At 48.6% G+C, this 18,336-nt stretch carries 17 protein-coding genes, 1 tRNA gene and 1 pseudogene; 8 read left to right on the top strand and 11 right to left on the bottom strand.

Annotated elements, in window-relative coordinates; all coding sequences use genetic code 11:
• Nucleotides 1–187: 187 nt before the first annotated feature.
• The 5 genes and pseudogenes from OGX91_RS09740 to rclA all read right to left on the bottom strand — a co-directional run bounded on the left by OGX91_RS09740 (nucleotide 188) and on the right by rclA (nucleotide 4,557).
• Nucleotides 188–955, bottom strand: coding sequence for an EAL domain-containing protein (locus tag OGX91_RS09740; RefSeq protein ID WP_040232611.1), 768 nt, complete (start codon nucleotides 953–955; stop codon nucleotides 188–190).
• A 102-nt stretch (nucleotides 956–1,057) separates the two neighbouring features.
• Nucleotides 1,058–1,639: a helix-turn-helix transcriptional regulator gene (locus OGX91_RS09735; RefSeq protein WP_286626126.1), complete on the bottom strand. Its 582-nt coding sequence runs from the start codon at nucleotides 1,637–1,639 to the stop codon at nucleotides 1,058–1,060.
• Between the two features lie 21 nt (nucleotides 1,640–1,660).
• Entirely contained in the window at nucleotides 1,661–2,356 is a 696-nt protein-coding gene (locus OGX91_RS09730; RefSeq protein ID WP_005122030.1) for a flagellar brake protein, read from the bottom strand.
• A gap of 675 nt (nucleotides 2,357–3,031) precedes the next feature.
• A pseudogene (locus tag OGX91_RS09725) lies at nucleotides 3,032–3,181 on the bottom strand (YdgH/BhsA/McbA-like domain containing protein); the annotation flags it as partial.
• 50 nt (nucleotides 3,182–3,231) lie between these two features.
• Nucleotides 3,232–4,557 carry a reactive chlorine resistance oxidoreductase RclA gene (rclA, locus tag OGX91_RS09720; protein WP_149691379.1) on the bottom strand — a complete coding sequence of 442 codons (1,326 nt, stop codon included), beginning with the start codon at nucleotides 4,555–4,557 and terminating at the stop codon, nucleotides 3,232–3,234.
• Nucleotides 4,558–4,793: 236 nt separating this feature from the next.
• Here rclA and rclR point away from each other — a divergent pair, with 236 nt between their 5' ends.
• The gene (gene rclR, locus OGX91_RS09715; RefSeq protein ID WP_286626122.1) at nucleotides 4,794–5,648 is read left to right on the top strand and encodes a reactive chlorine-specific transcriptional regulator RclR; all 855 of its coding nucleotides are present in this window, start codon (nucleotides 4,794–4,796) and stop codon (nucleotides 5,646–5,648) included.
• Nucleotides 5,649–5,688: 40 nt separating this feature from the next.
• Here rclR and OGX91_RS09710 read toward each other — a convergent pair whose 3' ends face one another.
• The 4 genes from OGX91_RS09710 to OGX91_RS09695 form a co-directional block, all read right to left on the bottom strand.
• Entirely contained in the window at nucleotides 5,689–8,832 is a 3,144-nt protein-coding gene (locus OGX91_RS09710) for a CusA/CzcA family heavy metal efflux RND transporter (RefSeq protein ID WP_286626120.1), read from the bottom strand.
• An 11-nt stretch (nucleotides 8,833–8,843) separates the two neighbouring features.
• On the bottom strand, nucleotides 8,844–10,136 hold the full coding sequence (locus OGX91_RS09705) for an efflux RND transporter periplasmic adaptor subunit (RefSeq protein WP_199947272.1): 1,293 nt from the start codon (nucleotides 10,134–10,136) through the stop codon (nucleotides 8,844–8,846).
• Between the two features lie 77 nt (nucleotides 10,137–10,213).
• Complete coding sequence (cusF, locus tag OGX91_RS09700; protein WP_188231768.1) at nucleotides 10,214–10,561, bottom strand: cation efflux system protein CusF; 348 nt, start codon at nucleotides 10,559–10,561, stop codon at nucleotides 10,214–10,216.
• Between the two features lie 32 nt (nucleotides 10,562–10,593).
• Entirely contained in the window at nucleotides 10,594–11,976 is a 1,383-nt protein-coding gene (locus OGX91_RS09695; RefSeq protein WP_149691382.1) for an efflux transporter outer membrane subunit, read from the bottom strand.
• A gap of 182 nt (nucleotides 11,977–12,158) precedes the next feature.
• Between OGX91_RS09695 and cusR the strand changes: the two genes are divergently transcribed.
• The 5 genes from cusR (at nucleotide 12,159) to uspF (ending at nucleotide 16,354) form a co-directional block, all read left to right on the top strand.
• Nucleotides 12,159–12,842 carry a copper response regulator transcription factor CusR gene (gene cusR / locus OGX91_RS09690; RefSeq protein WP_040232623.1) on the top strand — a complete coding sequence of 228 codons (684 nt, stop codon included), beginning with the start codon at nucleotides 12,159–12,161 and terminating at the stop codon, nucleotides 12,840–12,842.
• Entirely contained in the window at nucleotides 12,832–14,283 is a 1,452-nt protein-coding gene (locus OGX91_RS09685; protein ID WP_286626115.1) for a Cu(+)/Ag(+) sensor histidine kinase, read from the top strand. The genes cusR and OGX91_RS09685 overlap by 11 nt, the downstream gene beginning before the upstream one ends.
• A 143-nt stretch (nucleotides 14,284–14,426) precedes the next feature.
• Nucleotides 14,427–14,753: a PcoE/SilE family metal-binding protein gene (locus tag OGX91_RS09680; RefSeq protein ID WP_149691433.1), complete on the top strand. Its 327-nt coding sequence runs from the start codon at nucleotides 14,427–14,429 to the stop codon at nucleotides 14,751–14,753.
• Nucleotides 14,754–14,977: 224 nt separating this feature from the next.
• On the top strand, nucleotides 14,978–15,781 hold the full coding sequence (locus tag OGX91_RS09675; protein WP_040232626.1) for an MBL fold metallo-hydrolase: 804 nt from the start codon (nucleotides 14,978–14,980) through the stop codon (nucleotides 15,779–15,781).
• A gap of 144 nt (nucleotides 15,782–15,925) precedes the next feature.
• Nucleotides 15,926–16,354: a universal stress protein UspF gene (uspF, locus tag OGX91_RS09670; protein ID WP_005122045.1), complete on the top strand. Its 429-nt coding sequence runs from the start codon at nucleotides 15,926–15,928 to the stop codon at nucleotides 16,352–16,354.
• A 148-nt stretch (nucleotides 16,355–16,502) separates the two neighbouring features.
• Here the strand turns inward: uspF and OGX91_RS09665 are convergent.
• Both OGX91_RS09665 and OGX91_RS09660 read right to left on the bottom strand, forming a co-directional pair.
• Nucleotides 16,503–16,579: transfer RNA gene (locus OGX91_RS09665), tRNA-Arg, on the bottom strand.
• 39 nt (nucleotides 16,580–16,618) lie between these two features.
• The gene (locus tag OGX91_RS09660; RefSeq protein WP_040232627.1) at nucleotides 16,619–16,798 is read right to left on the bottom strand and encodes a hypothetical protein; all 180 of its coding nucleotides are present in this window, start codon (nucleotides 16,796–16,798) and stop codon (nucleotides 16,619–16,621) included.
• Nucleotides 16,799–16,834: 36 nt separating this feature from the next.
• Between OGX91_RS09660 and fimW the strand changes: the two genes are divergently transcribed.
• Both fimW and OGX91_RS09650 read left to right on the top strand, forming a co-directional pair.
• Nucleotides 16,835–17,428 (top strand): fimbria biosynthesis transcriptional regulator FimW, encoded by a 594-nt coding sequence (gene fimW, locus OGX91_RS09655; protein WP_005122047.1) that lies wholly within the window; start codon nucleotides 16,835–16,837, stop codon nucleotides 17,426–17,428.
• Between the two features lie 167 nt (nucleotides 17,429–17,595).
• Nucleotides 17,596–18,324, top strand: coding sequence for an EAL domain-containing protein (locus OGX91_RS09650; protein WP_286626110.1), 729 nt, complete (start codon nucleotides 17,596–17,598; stop codon nucleotides 18,322–18,324).
• The last annotated feature ends 12 nt before the right edge of the window (nucleotides 18,325–18,336 follow it).

Genomic DNA, 18,336 nt, shown 5'->3' with positions numbered 1-18,336 from the left:
AAACTCGCAAGCCCCCTGTTCACAGGGGGCTTTTTTTTGTCGGTCCAGAATACAGCACTGCCTGATACGCCGCACTTATCACGCCTACGGACTTGTGTTCGTTCCTGCAGGCCGGATAAGGCACAGGCGACACCACCCGGTAACGCGGAAGAATCAACGATCAGGGGAACAACAAAGAGGGATGAGATTAACGGTTATATTGCGCTAAGAGTGAAGGAATCTGTTCTGCCAACACCGGGGGAGAAATGAAGAAGCCTTGAATTTTGTCACAGCCAATCTGCGTCAGGCGATCAAGTTGAGACTGGGTTTCGACCCCTTCGGCCAGGACTTCAATGCCAAAATTGTGCGCTAAAGAAATGATGCCCTCAATAATCCTTGTCGATTTAGTGTCGGGCTCTATTTCGGTGACAAACTCTTTATCAATTTTTAAGGTATCAAAAGGGTATTTCAACAGATAATTAAGATTAGCGTGCCCGGTACCAAAATCATCAAGCGCTAACTTGACCCCTATTGCCTTCAGTTCCGTCATATTTTTCGCCGCTATTTGGCTGTCACACAGCGGCGATGTTTCCGTTATTTCAATCTGGCATCGATGAACCGGAAGGCCGGAAGCGGCCAGGTTTTGTCTGATTCGTTGAGGTAAAAGAGGATCGCAGAATTCAAGCGCAGAAATATTTACTGATAATACAAGAGGTTCGGACCAGGTACTCGCAACATTCCACGGCGGACTGGCAACCATATCTTCAATTGAAAATATATTGCCTCTGTCTTCCAGTAACGTAATAAATACATCAGGAGAAATCATACCCATCTGAGGGCTGTTCCACCGCATTAATGCTTCAAACCCGCTAATACACTCGGTATGTAAATTAAAAATAGGCTGATAAACCATATAAAGCTGACTGGTATTCAATGCCTTTTCAAGCGCGGTGAGCACCTCATCGGAATTAAACATTCCCCCTCTCCCTCTACAAATCATATAAATTAAAAACCAGTCAAAATCACTCCCGAGTTGTACGTGCTGTTAAGTGCGTTACATCAGAAAAGAATAGCCAGGTTAGGGTAAAAAAGACATGCTGTGGGTAAATCTGACAATCAGTTTATTCAGATCAGAGGTATTGGTCAGTCCCAGCTTGGCAACAACTCTCATCTTATGCGCCTGAATAGTCTTATAGTTCAGGCTAACCAATTCAGAGATTTCCTCGGCAGAATAACCACTTACCAATAGATTGAGGATTTGTTGCTCTCTTTCCGTCAATCTTTTCTGCGAACGATACAGTCGGGGATTCCATTTCCCGGCTGACAACGTAGCCAACTGAGCAAAATCACGCAATGAGGATTTCTCAGTCAATACTATGGTTTTTTCAACGTATAATAATTCAACACATAATTTCGCCACCAAACTATCAGCAACGATAACGACGACGCTATTATAAAACTTGAACCGGTTTTTATTCAAAAACTGCACAATGGCGGAACAAGGCTGTTCATTGTTAATGATATTAAAAACCATTGTCTGATGCTGGCATAATGACGGCTGCTGCAACATATCCTCAAACTGGAATGTTTTTATCGGCACATGTTTGCTTGTCAGGTAGGCAAACATACCGTTGCCTACAAAATTATCACTGCCACACATCAACATCCTGTTCACCGCTCCTTATAAGCTTCTAATTTTATTACTCATTAAAAATTTAATAATGGTTTTCTCAACTTCAGCCTCTTCACGACGGTTCTTAAAATCGAACTCGCAAGAAACCTGATGACAGGCATACAATTGATTATCCTCATCAAATTCGTTGATCGCGACGACATCAATGACTTTTAGATCAAGCTGAAAACTGCCGAACGTATCAAAATCCAGAGCAGCATTTTTAATCACTGCATCCTTGTAAAGAAAACGGGCATTAACATCTTTAGCGATTAACGCACAGCCACCTTGAGAGATGTTTTTAATCTTAAGTGAGTAGTTCTCTCCGTTTTTGTAACGACCAAAACAGAAAAAATCGAACCCCTTCAGAAAAGAAAACCGCTGATTCTGTCGCTGTTGGGCAAAGAAAATCATATCCGGGATGAGGTAGGATAATCCTGCCTCAGCACCTGTTGATGAGGTTGCTTCAAATCTGGCGCTAAATTTTATAATCCCGCTGTCACTATGCAGGATAAAGTATTGGATCTTTTCAGGAATGATGTCTTCATGACCGGTGACTACAAAGCGTTCGAAATCGATCCTTTCTAACTGCGTGATGACGCTGGTGTTTTCACATAAAACTTCCAGCTTCGTCTTCTTATGCAGTTCTTCACGAAGGATAGCGATGATCTCAAACTTGTTGTCCTTTGCTAATCCAAAGTTCATTCTAAAACCCTTATTTCCATATTTAAGATATGTCTCGGCCCCGGTCTGATGACAGACAAAAACGCGAGATCAGCATCCACCCCTGGCGCCTAATTACCATAGTGGATTCCATGTCGAACAGTTGATTAAAACTTAAGTTTTTAACTATCTTTCATCATTTATTGATACGTAAAAACATTTAATCAGAATTAATTTTAGCTTAAGCCATGCCTAAAACCATGCAAACCTACGCAATGATTATAACAAAAGTGAATAACAACACTTTTAAAAATTCGATTTTGAGATAATAAATAGCAATAATCGCATAGAAATAAAATAGAAAAAATGCTGTAAAACTAAGAGGTTGACAATACAGAGCGTGGACAGGGGGTTGCTGAACCTATAGGCACGATATCCAGCAGGTGGTCATTAGCCAACTAATACCAATACAATGACGTCTCATTTCACAGGGATGAATGTATCATTCAGGTATATTAATCGTAATTTAACTTAAGTAATAAAAAGACCAGCATGATGTTGGCCCCGGTAAATACCGAATTAAATTAGAGTGGCAAACTCTCTTACAGAGGGTACAGCGTTAAAAATTCAATACCGTTGTTTAACGATTGCTCGGGCAGAATCGGCAATTATCATCACTGCCCCAGTAAACGAAGATATTTTTCCATGACGGCAATCCTACTTGTACAAAATTACAGTGGCATAAGTACTGCTATCAATTCTCATCGAGGTAATTTTCCATGATGATGCCTGCTTTTCTTGCGCCAGTTTAGCAATGGCCTCTTCGACAACAGAAGGTGCTGCTGAAACAGCAGATACACTGACGTGGGCCAAAAAACCCCCACACAGGTGGGGCAAAGATGCAGACTCTATATTTATTATTGAACGAGAGAAAAAAGATCGTTTAATGACTCACTCATACTTGGATGGGTAAATATTTGGTCACGCAACACGGTATAAGGTAACCCGGCATCCATCACAGTTTTAATGATATTAATCATCTCATGCGAATCCACACACAGCAGTGAGACACCTAATATCTGCTGCGTATCCGTGTCCACCACAGCTTTAAGTACACCACGCGTATCATCCATGACTCGCGCCCGTGGAATCGCAGCGACGGGAAGCGTCACCACCTGTACCGCCGCACCGCTGGCACGAGCCTGCTCTTCAGTCATCCCCACGCGGGAAAGTGGCGGTGTCATAAAGACGGAATATGGCACATTTTGCCGATCGCCGGTGTTTCTTAGCCCTTCGCCTAACAGGCCATCACGCACAATACGGAAGTCGTCCAGTGAGATATAGGTAAATTGCAGCCCCCCTGTTACATCTCCCATAGCCCAGATGTTATCCGCCGACGTCCGCAAATATTTATTCACAATAATGCCGCCACGATCGTTCACATCGACACCGGCTTTTTTCAGTTGCAGCTGTTCCGTCGCCGGCTTGCGGCCTGATGCCACCAGCAGTGCGTCAACCACCGGTTCCCCTTCCGGCATCTGTAGCTGCACCGCGCCATCATGAGACGAAACCGACTGCACCTTAGCATTGAGGATCAGTTTGACGCCTTTATCGCGTAAAATATCAGCGATCGCATCGGCGATATCCCGGTCCTCACGGGGCAAAAACAGCGGTGCAGCCTCAAAAATAGTGACCTGACTGCCGAAGTTGGCAAACATCGACGCGAACTCAACGCCGATATAGCCACCCCCCAGGATACCCAGGCGCTGTGGGCGTTGGGTCAAATTCAGCAACCCGGTGCTGTCAAAGACGCCTGGCGTACTGGATAATCCCGCAATATCCGGAATCGTCGACTGTGCACCGGTATTAATAAAAATCTTCTCACCGCTTAGCTCAAGCGTCCCTGTCGACTGCATTACCCGCACGGTATAGTTGTCGACAAATTCAGCACGCCCTTCAATCACATCCACATTTTCCAGATCGGCCAGATTATGGAAGTTTTTATCGCGCAGAAAGCTGACCACGGAAGTCTTACGTTGCATTGCAGTCGCAAAGTCATGCTGCAGCTCAGCATCATGTACCAGGGTTTTGGTTGGAATACAGCCGATATTAATGCATGTTCCGCCATACATGGTGTTGGATTGCTCAATAATCGCTACCCGCCAGCCCGTCTTTGCCAGCGTAGCCGCCAGCGTCTTACCTGCTTTGCCAAATCCAATAATGATCGCCTGATATTGTTTCATGCTGCCTCTCCGCAAAGTCATTGTTCATTTGTTACTCTGGATTATAGGCAGTGCCCTGTCAGGTCAGCATATCCATAACGCGCAATTTTCTGTTCAATCGTCTAATCCCAAATAATAAAAACTAAAGATATGCAAAACGAAATGCAAATTAACTATTTGATAGTATTAATTTAATGCAAAAATATGATGATAATTACGGTGCTATCAACAACAACAAAAATTGTTCAGGAGTCTTTATGGATGCACTTAGCCGCTTGCTAATGCTTAACGATCCGCAGGGTTCTATTGATCAAAACTGCTTATTGAGCAGAGACTGGCAACTCCCTCATGCAGCTGGTGAGTTATCCGTGATCCGCTGGCATACGGTAACCCTAGGTAGCGCTTTACTGGAGATGCCTGACGGCAACACTTATACACTGCGTCCTGGTACGGTAGTCATCTTGCCGCAAAACTCCGCGCATCGGTTGTGCCAGTCAGGTGAAGAGCAAACGCATATTGTCTGCGGAAGTCTGCAACTACAGACATCCTCCCGCTATTTTTTAACCGCGTTGCCGGAAGTTTTGCTGCTGGCACCTGGCGAAAATAGCCCCGTTTACCACTGGCTTAAGGCGATGATTGGGCTGATGCAGCAGGAATCATTAAGCATGCTGCCCGGTTCCAACGTTGTGTGCAGCCAGCAATGCGCCACGCTGTTCACGCTTGCCGTTCGCGAATGGTTATCTCAGGCCCCCCCTGCCAAAAATGTGCTGAATCTGCTATTACATCCCCGACTGGGAGCGGTGGTGTTCCAGATGCTGGAATCACCCGCACATCCCTGGAGTGTTGAAGAACTGGCGCAGCGCGCGCATATGTCCCGGGCCAGTTTTGCCCAACTGTTTCGCGAGGTTTCAAACTCCACGCCGCTCGCCGTACTCACCACATTGCGTCTGCAATTCGCCGCCCAGATGCTGTCGCGCGGCGCCCAGCCATTGGTCGTGATTGCCGAATCGGTGGGATATGCCAGCGAGTCATCTTTTCACAAAGTTTTTCTGCGTGAATTCGGCTGCACGCCTGGCGAGTACCGTAAACGGGTGAAAGCGCTGGAATCATAGCGCCCACCGTCAAAGGACTGAAGGCGAGCGCTATCGGGGGCTATTTCTGGGTGCGATGCCTGTGCAGCCACATCAGCTTATACGCTGCCGGAATGATAAACAGTGACAGCAAAGGTGCCGTGATCATGCCGCCAATCATCGGTGCAGCGATACGGCTCATGACTTCAGACCCGGCTCCCGTTCCCCATAAAATCGGCAGCAGACCCGCAATGATGACCGCGACAGTCATTGCTTTAGGACGCACACGCAGTACCGCTCCGTGGTACAACGCCTCATCCAGTTTATCCACGGTAAAGGTTTGCGGATTTTCCAGCGCAGGCTCAGCTTCAATGGCGTGGCGCAGGTACATCAGCATCACCACACCAAATTCGGCAGCCACGCCTGCCAGTGCGATGAATCCGGTCCCGGTCGCGACCGACATATGGAATCCCATCCAGTAGAGAAACCAAATTCCGCCTACCAGCGCAAAGGGCACACTGGTGATAATCAACAGTGCTTCGCCAAAACGACGGAATGCCAGATACAGTAGTACGAAGATAATCATCAGCGTCATCGGCACCATCAGTTTAAGCTTGTGGCTGGCGCGCTCAAGCAGCTCAAACTGCCCGGAGAATGCCACGCTGGTCCCCGGTTTTAGCTGGACGTTTTCAGCAATCGCTTTTTTCAGATCGTTCACCACCGACACCATGTCACGATCGCGGGCATCAATGTAGATCCAACTGGTTGGCCGCGCATTCTCGGTTTTCAACATCGACGGCCCCGAAACCACCTGCACATCCGCCACATCCGCGAGCGTGATTTGCTGTTTCATTGGCGTCAGTATCGGCAGATGCCGTAGCGTTTCCGGGCTATCGCGATAGCTTTGTGGATAACGCAGATTGATCGGGTAGCGGGCGATACCTTCAACCGTTTCACTTACCATGGCGCCGCCTACCGCTGAGGTGATAAACAGTTGCACATCGCCGACGGTCATCCCATAACGGGCGGCCTTTTCACGATGAATATCTACGCTAAGATAACGTCCGCCGACCAGACGTTCAGCCAGTGCGGACGCCACGCCAGGCACCGTTCTTGCGACTTCTTCGATTTGCTCTGCCGTGGCGTCAATATCCGACAACACGGTACCCGATACCTTAATGCCGATAGGACTTTTAATCCCCGTAGAGAGCATATCGATACGGTTACGAATTGGCGGGACCCACAGATTCGCCAGCCCCGGTAAACGAACGGTTTTGTCCAGTTCCTCAATGATTTTGTCCATCGTCATTCCCGGGCGCCACTGATCCTGCGGCTTCAATTGGATGGTGGTTTCCACCATTTCTAACGGCGCGGAGTCGGTCGCCGTTTCAGCTTTACCGGTTTTACCAAACACGCGCGCCACTTCAGGAACCGTCATGATGAGCTTATCGGTTTTTTGCAGCATATCTGCCGCCTGCGCTGCGGAAATCCCCGGCAAGGTTGAAGGCATATACAACAGATCGCCTTCGTTAATCTGTGGTAAAAATTCGCCCCCAACCTTATTCAGCGGGAAGATGACGGTCAGGATCGACAGAACCGCCACCAGCAAGGTCGTTTTCGGCCAGTGCAGCACTTTCAACAATAACGGATGATAAATACGAATCAGGAAACGGTTAAGCGGGTTGCTGCTTTCCGCCGGGATCTTGCCACGGATCCAAAATCCCATCAGGATCGGGATCACCACAATGGCCAGAAACGCAGCACCTGCCATCGCGTAGGTTTTGGTAAACGCCAGCGGACCAAACAACCGCCCTTCCTGCCCTTCAAGGGTGAAGATAGGGATAAACGATAGCGTGATAATCAGTAAGCTAATGAACAGCGCCGGGCCGACTTCCACCGAGGCGTTGGTGATGACTTTCAAGCGCGTATCGTTATCCAGCTTTTCACCCGGATGCTGATGCCCCCACTCTTCCAGCCGCTTATGCGCGTTCTCAATCATAACGATTGCGGCGTCAACCATCGCGCCGACCGCGATGGCTATCCCCCCAAGCGACATAATGTTGGCGTTCAGTCCCTGGAAATGCATCACGATAAACGCGATACACAGTCCCAGCGGCAGAGAAATAATGGCCACCAGCGCCGAGCGGATATGCCACAGGAACAGCGCACACACCAGCGCCACAACGATAAACTCTTCCAGCAGCTTGTAGCTCAGGTTATCAATCGCGCGATCGATCAGTTGACTGCGATCGTATGTTGTAACTACTTCAACGCCTTCCGGCAGACTGCTCTTCAGCGTTTCAAGTTTAGCCTTAACCGCGGAGATCACCTCGCGCGCATTTTTACCGGAACGCAGGATCACTACGCCGCCTGCCACTTCGCCTTCGCCATTCAGCTCGGCGATCCCGCGGCGCATTTCTGGCCCAATTTGTACGCGGGCAACATCACGTAGATAGACCGGAACACCATCAGCGCCGGTTTTCAGCACGATATTATTGAAGTCATCAAGGGACTGCAGATACCCACTGGCACGGACCATATATTCCGCTTCTGCCATTTCGACAGATGAACCACCGGCTTCCTGGTTTGAGGCATCCAGCGCCGATTTCACCTCACCCAGGCTGATGCTATATTGCGTCAGCTTCATCGGATCGATGACAACCTGGTACTCTTTGACCACCCCGCCCACCGAGGCAACTTCCGCTACGTTAGGGATGGTTTTCAATTCATATTTTAAGAACCAGTCCTGCAGCGAACGTAATTGGGCAAGATCATGTTTGCCGCTGCGATCCACCAGCGCATATTCAAATATCCAGCCGACCCCTGTCGCATCCGGTCCCATTTCAGCACTGACGCCTGCGGGTAATTTCCCCTGCACCTGGTTGAGATATTCCAGGACACGGGAGCGCGCCCAATAAGGATCGGTACCGTCTTCAAAAATGACATACACGTAAGAGTCGCCAAATTGCGAGAAACCACGCACCGTTTTCGCTCCCGGCACCGACAGCATGGTGGTGGTCAGCGGATAGGTCACCTGATTTTCAACAATTTGCGGCGCTTGCCCCGGATAACTGGTTTTGATGATCACCTGCACATCAGAAAGATCGGGCAGCGCATCAACCGGCGTATTCACAATGGTCCAGGTGCCCCAGATGCTGAGAAACAGCGCCCCCATCATCACCAGGAAACGGTTTGCCACCGAGCGGCGAATAATCCATTCAATCATTTATCATGTCCTCAGTGTGAATGGGTCGCCTGGGCAGGCATCGCGGGTACAGCGTGTGTCCCATTTTCCTGGGTGCGCATACGATCCAGAGCGCCAGAAATATTCGCTTCGGAATCGATCAGAAACAGACCGCTGGACACCACGTTTTCACCTTCGCTCAGACCAGAGCGGATGGCCGTTAACCCCTGAGACTCATGAAATACGGCAACCTGCTTAGGTACAAATCGTCCTTCATTATCGACGGTGATAACCCGCTGTTCGGTACCAGTATCAATCAGCGCTTTAGACGGGATCAGCAGCATCGGTTCGCTTTGCGTTTTTAGTTGCAGATAGGCATTCATTCCCGGCTTAAGGGCCTCATCCGGGTTATCAACCTGTAGACGAAGCTGGAGCGTGCGCGTCGTGGCATCCACACTCGGCAAAATACTCCATTTGCTAATGGTGAAGGGTTTACCCGGCCAGGCAGGTACGGTAATGGTGAATTGTGAGGCGTCTTTAATCAGCCAGGCGATAGATTCCGGGACTGAAGCACTGACCCATACCGGATCCATTCCCTGAATTTTCGCGACCACATTATCTTTTGAGATGTTCATACCAGTACGTAAATCAAACGCGGTAATCACCCCATCAATAGGAGCCTTGAGGGTAAAGCGGGTCTGAATTTTCCGCGTCGCTTTCAAGCGTTGAATGTCCGCCTCCGGCATTCCCGCCAGGCGTAATCTCTCCAGAATGCCTTCAACCTGCGTCGCGCTGCCGCCCGTTTCCCGCAGCAGTAAATATTCACTTTGCGCTTCTACCCAGTCAGGAATTGTCAGATCGATAAGCGGCGAGCCCTGCTTAATTTTGTCGCCCACGGTCAGCGGATAGACTTTCTCGATAAAGCCTGCCGAACGCGCCTGAACAATGACAAATTGATATTCGTTATAACTGACGTTCGCCGGGAAAGTTTGTGCATATTGCAATGGCCCACGGCGCACGGGTTCGGTTTTTAGCCCCAGATTCTGGGTCTGTGTCGGGTCAATACGCACACCCGGTGCGGATGTATTCGCCGTCTCTTCATCGGCATATTTCGGGATCAAATCCATATCCATAAACGGAGATTTACCCGGTTTATCAAACCGCGTGTTGGGATACATGGGGTCGTACCAGAATAAAACTTTACGCTCTTCTTTTTGTGGAGCAGCGCCGGTATCGGCCGATACTTTTGCGGATGAATAATAGGTATACACACCGACAGAAATAATTCCGCCGACAATCATGCTGCCGAGAATAAGCGCGGTATTTTTAATATTTAAAGACGCCATAGTGATTTCCATTGCGCGATAGTCTCGCCCGTGTCCAGGAAAACCCGGGCAAGAATAAAAGAGAGCAGCGAGATCCGTTATTTACTGATGTGAATATCGCGTAAGACAGAGAGATTTCCCTGCTGAACAAACGTAAATGCAACTTTATCACCAGGCTGGATATCATCGGCCCTGGTATCAGATACCAGCGTGAAACGCATCGTCATTGCCGGCCAGTTCACTGCGGGAATAGGTTCATGTTTAATCGTGACTTTTTTGCTATCCATATCAATAGATTCAATCACGCCTGTCGCACTAATCACTTGCTCCTGCTGGGCCGCAGGCGCCATATTCACCATCTCGCCATGCTGATGTTCATTGGCCTGAGCGTTAAACATGGCTACAGATAACACAGTAAACAAAGCAGCTTTAGCGGTAGTTTTCATGCAATATACTCCTGAGAATTTAAGATTAAAGATCATTCAACCCAGCCACCGCCTAAGGCAGCAAACAGCTTAATTTCATTAACCTGTTGGGCATAATTAAGGTCAAGCAACGATTGCTGTGTAGTGAATAAAGAACGCTCGGCGTCCAGTACTTCGATATAACTAACCGCACCATGTTGATAGAGTGCACGAGCGCGTTGCAGCGTGATGTGTAATGAGTCCAGATAACGCTGTTGTCCGGTAATTTGATCGGCAAGGCTTTGACGCAACACCAGCGCATCCGCAACTTCTTTAAATGCGTTCTGAATTTTCTGCTCGTAATTCACCACCGATTGCTGCTGGCGGATTTCTGCTAAATCGAGATTTGACTGATTACGTCCAGCGTTAAAGATCGGAATGTCTATTTTCGGGACAAAATTCCACATGCCGCTGGCCGCATTAAAGAGGCTGGAAAGATCGCCACTGCTGCTGGATACTGAGCTGGTCAACGTAATCGATGGAAAAAATGCGGCACGCGCAGCGCCAATATTGGCGTTCGCCGCCAGCAATCCATGTTCGGCTTCCATAATATCCGGGCGCTGCAATAATATTTGCGATGGGAGTGCGGGGGGCAGTGTCACGGGTTTTATATCACCGCGACTGCGCACGCGGTCGTCCGGTAATTTCCCGTACGTCCCCAGCAATAGTTGCAGTGCATTGTTCGCCTGAGCCAGTTCGCCTTGACGTTTGGCAATATCGCTGCGTGTGCTTTCAATCACGCCGCGAGCCTGTTCCAGTGCCAGCACGTTCGTACTGCCGGTCATCAACTGTTTCTCGACAAACGCATAAGAGCGCTGGTAGTTTTGCAACGTTTCTTCGGCAATTTGCAGTTGCGCATAAGCCAGACGTTGGTTGAAATAACTTTGCGCCACGTTAGAAATTAATGAGATATGCACCATTCGACGCGCTTCTTCACTGGCGAAAAAATTCTGCCGATCGGCTTCACTCATATTTTTCAGTCGCCCAAAGAAATCCAGATCGAAACTGAGATTCAGTCCCGCTTCAAATTCCCGATTGGTGCTGCTATCGCCTTTTAATTTCCCGCTATAGGTACCGCTGGAACCGGCGTTAAGCTGCGGGTAACGATCGGCATCCGTCACACCATATTGCGCTTTCGCTTCCTGAACCTTCAGCACCGCCATGCGTAAATCCCGGTTATTGACCAGCGCCTCACCAATCAACGCCTTCACCTGGGAGTCAACAAAAAAGGTACGCCAGCCCGTATCCTGATATCCCATCGGGGCCGAAACCAGCGTGTTCTGACTTAAGGAGAATTGCTGCGGAACCGGCAATGCCGGACGCTGATAGTCCGGAGCCAACGAGCAGCCAGCCAGAACAAAAATAGCGCTGAGGGTAAGAAGCTTAAATTTGTACATAGTTCTTCTCGTCCAGACCGGACTGATAACCATAAAAGATGTGTGAATTTATACCTGAATGACTCTGTTTAACCGGTGACAGGAAAATGACAAAACTGTCATTTTGCCAATAACCGATTGCTATCCGATCCGCCTTCTCTAGAATTGAAAATCCGCACAGCCAGTGCGTGATGGAGAATGTCATGAAGATTTTGATTGTCGAAGATGAAAAAAAAACCGGCGAATACCTGACGAAAGGCCTGACGGAAGCGGGTTTTGTTGTGGATTTGGCGGACAACGGTCTGAACGGATATCACCTGGCAATGACCGGTGATTATGACCTGCTCATTCTCGACATCATGCTGCCCGATGTAAACGGCTGGGATATCGTGCGGATGCTGCGCACCGCCAACAAAGGCATGCCCATTCTGCTGCTCACCGCACTGGGCACCATTGAGCATCGGGTCAAAGGTCTGGAGCTGGGGGCTGATGATTATTTGGTTAAACCGTTTGCCTTTGCGGAATTGCTGGCGCGGGTCAGAACGCTGCTGCGACGGGGAGCCGCGGTCATTGTCGAAAGTCAGTTTCAGGTCGCGGATTTAATGGTCGATCTGGTCAGCAGAAAGGTCACCCGCAACGGCACACGCATCACCCTGACCAGTAAAGAGTTTACGCTGCTTGAATTTTTCCTGCGTCATCAGGGAGAAGTGTTGCCGCGTTCGCTGATTGCCTCTCAGGTCTGGGATATGAATTTTGACAGCGACACCAATGCGATTGACGTCGCCGTGAAGCGTCTGCGGGCCAAAATCGATAATGACTTTGAGCCGAAATTGATTCAGACCGTGCGTGGCGTGGGGTACATGCTTGAGGTGCCGGATGGCCACTAAACGATTACAGCGCCCTTTTTCGCTGGCAACACGGTTAACCTTTTTTATCAGTCTGGCGACTATCGCCTCATTTTTCGCTTTCGCATGGATAATGATCCACTCGGTGAAAGTCCATTTCGCAGAGCAGGATATCAATGATTTAAAAGAGATCAGCGCGACGCTGGAGCGTATTATTAACCACCCGAACGAACCGGAATCGCGTCGGCTGGAAACACTAAAAAACGTAGTTTCGGGTTATTCTAACGTCATTATTTCTCTGGAAGATGCCAATCAGAGGGCCATTTTTCATTCGCCTAATGCGCCGGATCTTCGTCAGTTTATCGCCACGGCAACGCCGGATAAAAATGCCCATACCCGTAATGTCTTTTTAATTTCCGGCCCAACGCTGCAAACATCAGAACATGCGCACGGGAAAAACGCGTCCTCCAACTGGCGAATGATTCGTTTACCCATTGGACAGTTGCCAGACGGAAAACCGGCCTATACGTTGTTTATGGCGTTATCGATCGATTTTCATCTGCACTACATTAACGATCTGAAAAACAAGCTGATCATGACAGCATCGTTAATTAGCATGATGATTGTTTTTATCGTGCTGTTCGCCGTCTATAAAGGTCATGAACCGATCCGTAATGTCAGTCGGCGCATCCAAAATATCACCTCTAAAGATCTCGATGTTCGCCTGGACCCGCAGGCCGTGCCGATTGAGCTTGAACAACTGGTTGAGTCATTTAATCACATGATCGAACGAATCGAAGATGTGTTTAAACGTCAGTCCAATTTCTCTGCAGATATTGCTCACGAGATCCGCACGCCAATCACCAACCTGGTCACGCAAACAGAAATTGCCCTCAGCCATCCCCGCAGCACGAAAGAGCTGGAAGATGTGCTCTACTCAAATCTCGAGGAGTTTGGCCGCATGTCGAAGATGGTGAGTGATATGTTGTTTCTGGCACAGGCAGACAATAATCAGTTGATCCCGGAAAAAACAGCGCTGAATCTTGCGGATGAGGTCAGTAAAGTGTTCGACTTTTTCGAAGCCTGGGCGGAAGAACGCGAAATCAGCCTGCGCTTTGAAGGTCGGGCATGCTGGGTTTCTGGCGACCCGTTAATGTTACGCCGGGCAATGAGCAACCTGCTCTCTAACGCGATGCGCTATACGCCAAAAGGCGAGTCTGTCACCGTGCAAGTGAAAGAGGCTGATGATCTCGTGCATATTATTGTGGAAAATCCCGGTACGCCAATAGCCGCGGAACATCTGCCACGACTCTTTGACCGGTTTTATCGCGTCGACCCCTCACGACAGCGTAAAGGCGAAGGTAGCGGCATTGGCCTGGCGATAGTGAAATCGATTGTGATTGCCCACCAGGGCAAGGTCTCCGTGACATCCGACGCTCGCGCTACCCGCTTTATTCTGACATTACCCAAGTATGCCGCTTAATTATTATTGATGGCGCTAATGCGCCATCGATTAAACCTCATATTAATATTATTATTCTCTGACATCATCGTCATAATCCTGTCACCTCACTGACAGCCCCTGATTATTATAATTTTCCTGTAAACCGGCACAGGAGAAATATGATGAATAAGATATCTTCCTTTTTAGCTATCGCTTTTTTTATCTCAGCTGGCGTTAATGCGGCAGAAACATCCACAACGCATCAGCAGGCAACTGTGGCTCACGAGATGATGAATAATAGCGATGCACCTGCTCATCAGAAAATGGCACAAACACATGAAGTACAGGTGCAGAATAGCCAATCCACGCGGGCTAGTGCACTGTCTTTTTCGCAAATGAATGAACATGAAAAAGCGATGGTCGTTCATCAGTCAATGAATAACAGTCATTCATATTCACATGAGCTGCAGGCGAAAAAACATCGCGAACAGGCAGCAACGCAAGGATAGTCCATCGTCTTCACCCGGACATGCGCGCGGGCCTGGATAGCAACACAGCCTGCGCGCTTTCCCGTGGTTAATGTCAATAAATCTTATCAGTAGAACCGTGATAAAGAGCATGAACGCCAGGAGCGCGAGCAAAGGGAACATTGAGCCGTCCCAAAGAGCGCTGAGATCACAGCGCTCTTACATTCCGTGCGTTACAGTATGTCGCTTTAACGCTGGAGTCAGGCATGGCTTTAACCCTTACGGTGTTGCTTGAAAACAGGCGCGCCAGCGGTGCAGAAAAAGCCCTACGGGCAAAACCTGGATTAAGTCTGTTAGTTCAGGATGAAACCACCACGATATTATTCGATACCGGGCCTGATGACAGTTTTAGGCATAATGCCGCACTGATGGGCGTAGACTTGTCTCAGTTAACCGCTGTCGTGCTCTCACATGGTCACTATGATCACTGTGGCGGCGTCCCGTGGCTTCCCGATAACAGCCGCATCATCTGTCATCCACACATTGCCTGCGAACGTTACGCAGCGTTCACGCTTGCAGGATATACCCGTAAAATCAAGAAATTATCGCGCGATAATGATTACTCTCGTCTGCAGATGGCGTACTCCCGTGAACCTTTGCCCCTTAGCGAACGCTTTCTGTGGTCAGGAGAAATATCCGTATCCGCACCGCAGGCCTACGGTGTCATCAATGAGAATCCTCCCCAACGGGACTACATCACTGACGAAGGGGTATTGATCTACAAGTCAGACCGTGGATTAGTCATCATTACCGGCTGCGGACACCGGGGTATTGCCAATATCGTCGCTCACTGCCAGCAAATAACGGGCATCAGCAAAATTCATGCCCTGGTCGGTGGCTTCCATTTACGCTGCGCATCGCCCTATACGTTATGGCAAACCCGACGATTTATTAAACAACAGCAGCCAGAAAAACTTCTCGGCTGCCACTGCACCGGCGCGTGGGGACGTTTGTGGTTGCCAGGACAAGAAGCCCCCGCGACAGGAGATGTTATTGTGCTGGCCGAATAATAATCACCATTGTGCTTATTGTATCTTCATCACATAACATTCATGAATATCAAAATGCGCGCACAACCTTGATCTGGTCGCTTATTATACAAAATAAAGTTCGCTACACTCAGGACAGAGGTAAACAAACAGGAGGTAGTGAATATGTATCGCTCTATTCTGGTGCCCATTGATATCTCTGAAGCCGATTTAACTCGCCATGTTATTCCGCAGGTTGAAGCGCATGCAAAAACCGCTAAGGTCCATTTTTTAGCGGTCATTCCTACCGTTCCGTTCTACGCATCACTCGGGCTTGCCTACTCCAACGAGTTCCCGGACAGAAGTGGTATACAGGCGAAAGCCACCGAAAAGCTCGACAACATTGTTAAGCAATTCAATATCCCCGCCGGCAGAACTCAGACCCATGTGGTTTATGGCCCACCGAAAGATCAGATCCTTAAACTGGCAGATGCCGTGGACGCCGAATTGATCGTCATTGCATCCCATAAACCGGGTTTCAGCACCTATCTGTTGGGGTCAACCGCCGCTGCCGTAGTACGTCATGCCAAATGCCCCGTACTTGTTGTGCGGTGATATTGGTTAGAAAAACAGGAAAACGGGAGCGATCAGGCTCCCGTTTTTATATCCCCAAAACGCTGCAGAAAAAGTGAAATTCAGAGCCGCTGATGTAGACGTTATGCCTACTGGAATAAAACTGTGCCGGGAGGATATTTTATCGAAATGGTACGCCCTGTAGGATTCGAACCTACGACCTACGGCTTAGAAGGCCGTTGCTCTATCCAACTGAGCTAAGGGCGCATAGAGAAGTGATGACTTCATGCAGATGAAACGCGTGAATTATACGGTCAGCGCCTGCTGAGTCAATGCCTTTTGTTCCGGTTGCTGACGAAGTGTACGAATGTTGTTTTTTTCTGGTCGTTCATGGGGTTCCAGGAAATCACCTGGTAACAACTCAGCCAGCATAATGCGGGATTTAAGGTTACAAGTATTTAGAAAATTAATGATTTTGCTTAACATTCCCCAACCACTCCCCTGCTGTTCAGGACCTCGTCAATGTTAAGTATCGCTATCAAGGAAGAAAATAGTCATTTCGAACATGGGTTGAAAATCATCATCTCCCGCCTGGCAAATCAGTGGCATCAGGACATCTGCTTTTTACCTACCGAAGATATCGATCGCGCAGACATCGCCTTTATTTCACTGGATGACGATTGGCTCAGTGCAGGATGTTATCAGGTTCCCGTCCACACCAGACGCCAGCATCGGGTTATCATCTGCAACGGAGGCGATAAAGATAAGCTGATGTTTCGCCCGTGCCTGTATATGCTGCCGCTGATCTATCGCGAAGATAATGTTGAAGCGATAACCCAAAAATTAATCCTGATTCTGCAAAAACGCGCGCTCCGCCACAGTGTGCCTGCAACCATCTGCCATTACTGTACCACCCGCAACTTTTCGGTGGAGGAACGCCAGTTCTTAATGCTACTTGCCAGCGGTAACACGCTCGCTGAAACAGCACATCTTCTCTCCATCAGCGATACCCAGGCCAGAGCAACTCGCCGCCGTATTATGAAAAAGCTGGGTGTGAAAAATGATCAGCAATTTTTAAGGTATATCAGGGCACACCTGAGTTTTCTGCAACAGTAGAGTGAGTCTTGCTGTCGGGAATTTTATTGAGAAATGTCTCATCATCAATTAAGTATCGGCACCTACTGTACCTAACCGCATACTGCCAGAATACCCTATGTATATTATTTCCGGGGAAACAAATAGACACACTCGGTAATATTTGCTCTGACGCCAGGGGGGATATCGTGGCACCGAGCCTGTTATTATGGAATGATAAATCTGAGTACTCTGCCTTTACCGTCAAAAACAGCGATGCAGAACCCCTGCAATTCGCACTTAAATTCGAGCCGATTGTCGATTTGTCTACCGCGTTGAGATACGGTTGTGAGGTCCTCACACATCTTCCCGCAAATATAAACAGTGAAAAATATTTTCACCAACTGTCGGTTCAGCATCGACAGCATCTGTTTTATCAGCAAATTGACAAAATTAAGTGCTACCAACAGGGGCTGCACTACTCACTGAATTTACCGATGCAAGCCTTTCTGAGTTGGCCGCTATTCCATTCCCTGATTACGCCCTCTCCGTCCAGCTTGATTATCGAAATACAAGATCCAAATACGTTTTATTCTTTAAGTACACCCCAGCGGGCGATCGTCTACGACGTAATTCAACACCTTGAAGACCATGGTATCCCAATATGGCTGGATGACGTCAATGAGGAACTGCTTGGCACATTCACCGCAGCCAACTGGCATTTGTCAGGGGTAAAGTTAGATAAAAATACGTTCTGGACTCTCAGCCATGTGCCAGAAAAACTCCGCCAAGTTATTCAGATGGGGCGCGCAATCGCCAGCCTGGTGGTAGTTGAAGGAATTGAAACGCAAAAACAGCAGGAAATTGCCCTGCGCGCTGGCGCAAATTTGGGTCAGGGGTATTTGTGGCCAGCCATTTATCCAGAGCAGGCGCAATAGATACGAACAGGG

It is taken from the genome of Citrobacter sp. Cpa228, assembly GCF_030333085.1.
GTDB classification, from domain to species: domain Bacteria; phylum Pseudomonadota; class Gammaproteobacteria; order Enterobacterales; family Enterobacteriaceae; genus Citrobacter; species Citrobacter pasteurii.
This window is presented reverse-complemented; position numbering and strand designations above follow the sequence as displayed.

Excerpts from the sequence above, each read along its gene's own strand:
- cusR (WP_040232623.1), top strand. The coding sequence starts at position 12,159 with ATGAAGATTTTGATTGTCGAAGATGAAAAAAAAACCGGCGAATACCTG.
- OGX91_RS09730 (WP_005122030.1), bottom strand. The coding sequence starts at position 2,356 with ATGAACTTTGGATTAGCAAAGGACAACAAGTTTGAGATCATCGCTATC.
- OGX91_RS09740 (WP_040232611.1), bottom strand. The coding sequence starts at position 955 with ATGTTTAATTCCGATGAGGTGCTCACCGCGCTTGAAAAGGCATTGAAT.
- OGX91_RS09710 (WP_286626120.1), bottom strand. The coding sequence starts at position 8,832 with ATGATTGAATGGATTATTCGCCGCTCGGTGGCAAACCGTTTCCTGGTG.
- OGX91_RS09660 (WP_040232627.1), bottom strand. The coding sequence starts at position 16,798 with ATGTTAAGCAAAATCATTAATTTTCTAAATACTTGTAACCTTAAATCC.
- OGX91_RS09705 (WP_199947272.1), bottom strand. The coding sequence starts at position 10,136 with ATGGCGTCTTTAAATATTAAAAATACCGCGCTTATTCTCGGCAGCATG.
- fimW (WP_005122047.1), top strand. The coding sequence starts at position 16,835 with ATGTTAAGTATCGCTATCAAGGAAGAAAATAGTCATTTCGAACATGGG.
- OGX91_RS09695 (WP_149691382.1), bottom strand. The coding sequence starts at position 11,976 with ATGTACAAATTTAAGCTTCTTACCCTCAGCGCTATTTTTGTTCTGGCT.
- OGX91_RS09735 (WP_286626126.1), bottom strand. The coding sequence starts at position 1,639 with ATGTGTGGCAGTGATAATTTTGTAGGCAACGGTATGTTTGCCTACCTG.
- OGX91_RS09680 (WP_149691433.1), top strand. The coding sequence starts at position 14,427 with ATGAATAAGATATCTTCCTTTTTAGCTATCGCTTTTTTTATCTCAGCT.
- OGX91_RS09675 (WP_040232626.1), top strand. The coding sequence starts at position 14,978 with ATGGCTTTAACCCTTACGGTGTTGCTTGAAAACAGGCGCGCCAGCGGT.
- OGX91_RS09685 (WP_286626115.1), top strand. The coding sequence starts at position 12,832 with ATGGCCACTAAACGATTACAGCGCCCTTTTTCGCTGGCAACACGGTTA.
- uspF (WP_005122045.1), top strand. The coding sequence starts at position 15,926 with ATGTATCGCTCTATTCTGGTGCCCATTGATATCTCTGAAGCCGATTTA.
- cusF (WP_188231768.1), bottom strand. The coding sequence starts at position 10,561 with ATGAAAACTACCGCTAAAGCTGCTTTGTTTACTGTGTTATCTGTAGCC.
- rclR (WP_286626122.1), top strand. The coding sequence starts at position 4,794 with ATGGATGCACTTAGCCGCTTGCTAATGCTTAACGATCCGCAGGGTTCT.
- rclA (WP_149691379.1), bottom strand. The coding sequence starts at position 4,557 with ATGAAACAATATCAGGCGATCATTATTGGATTTGGCAAAGCAGGTAAG.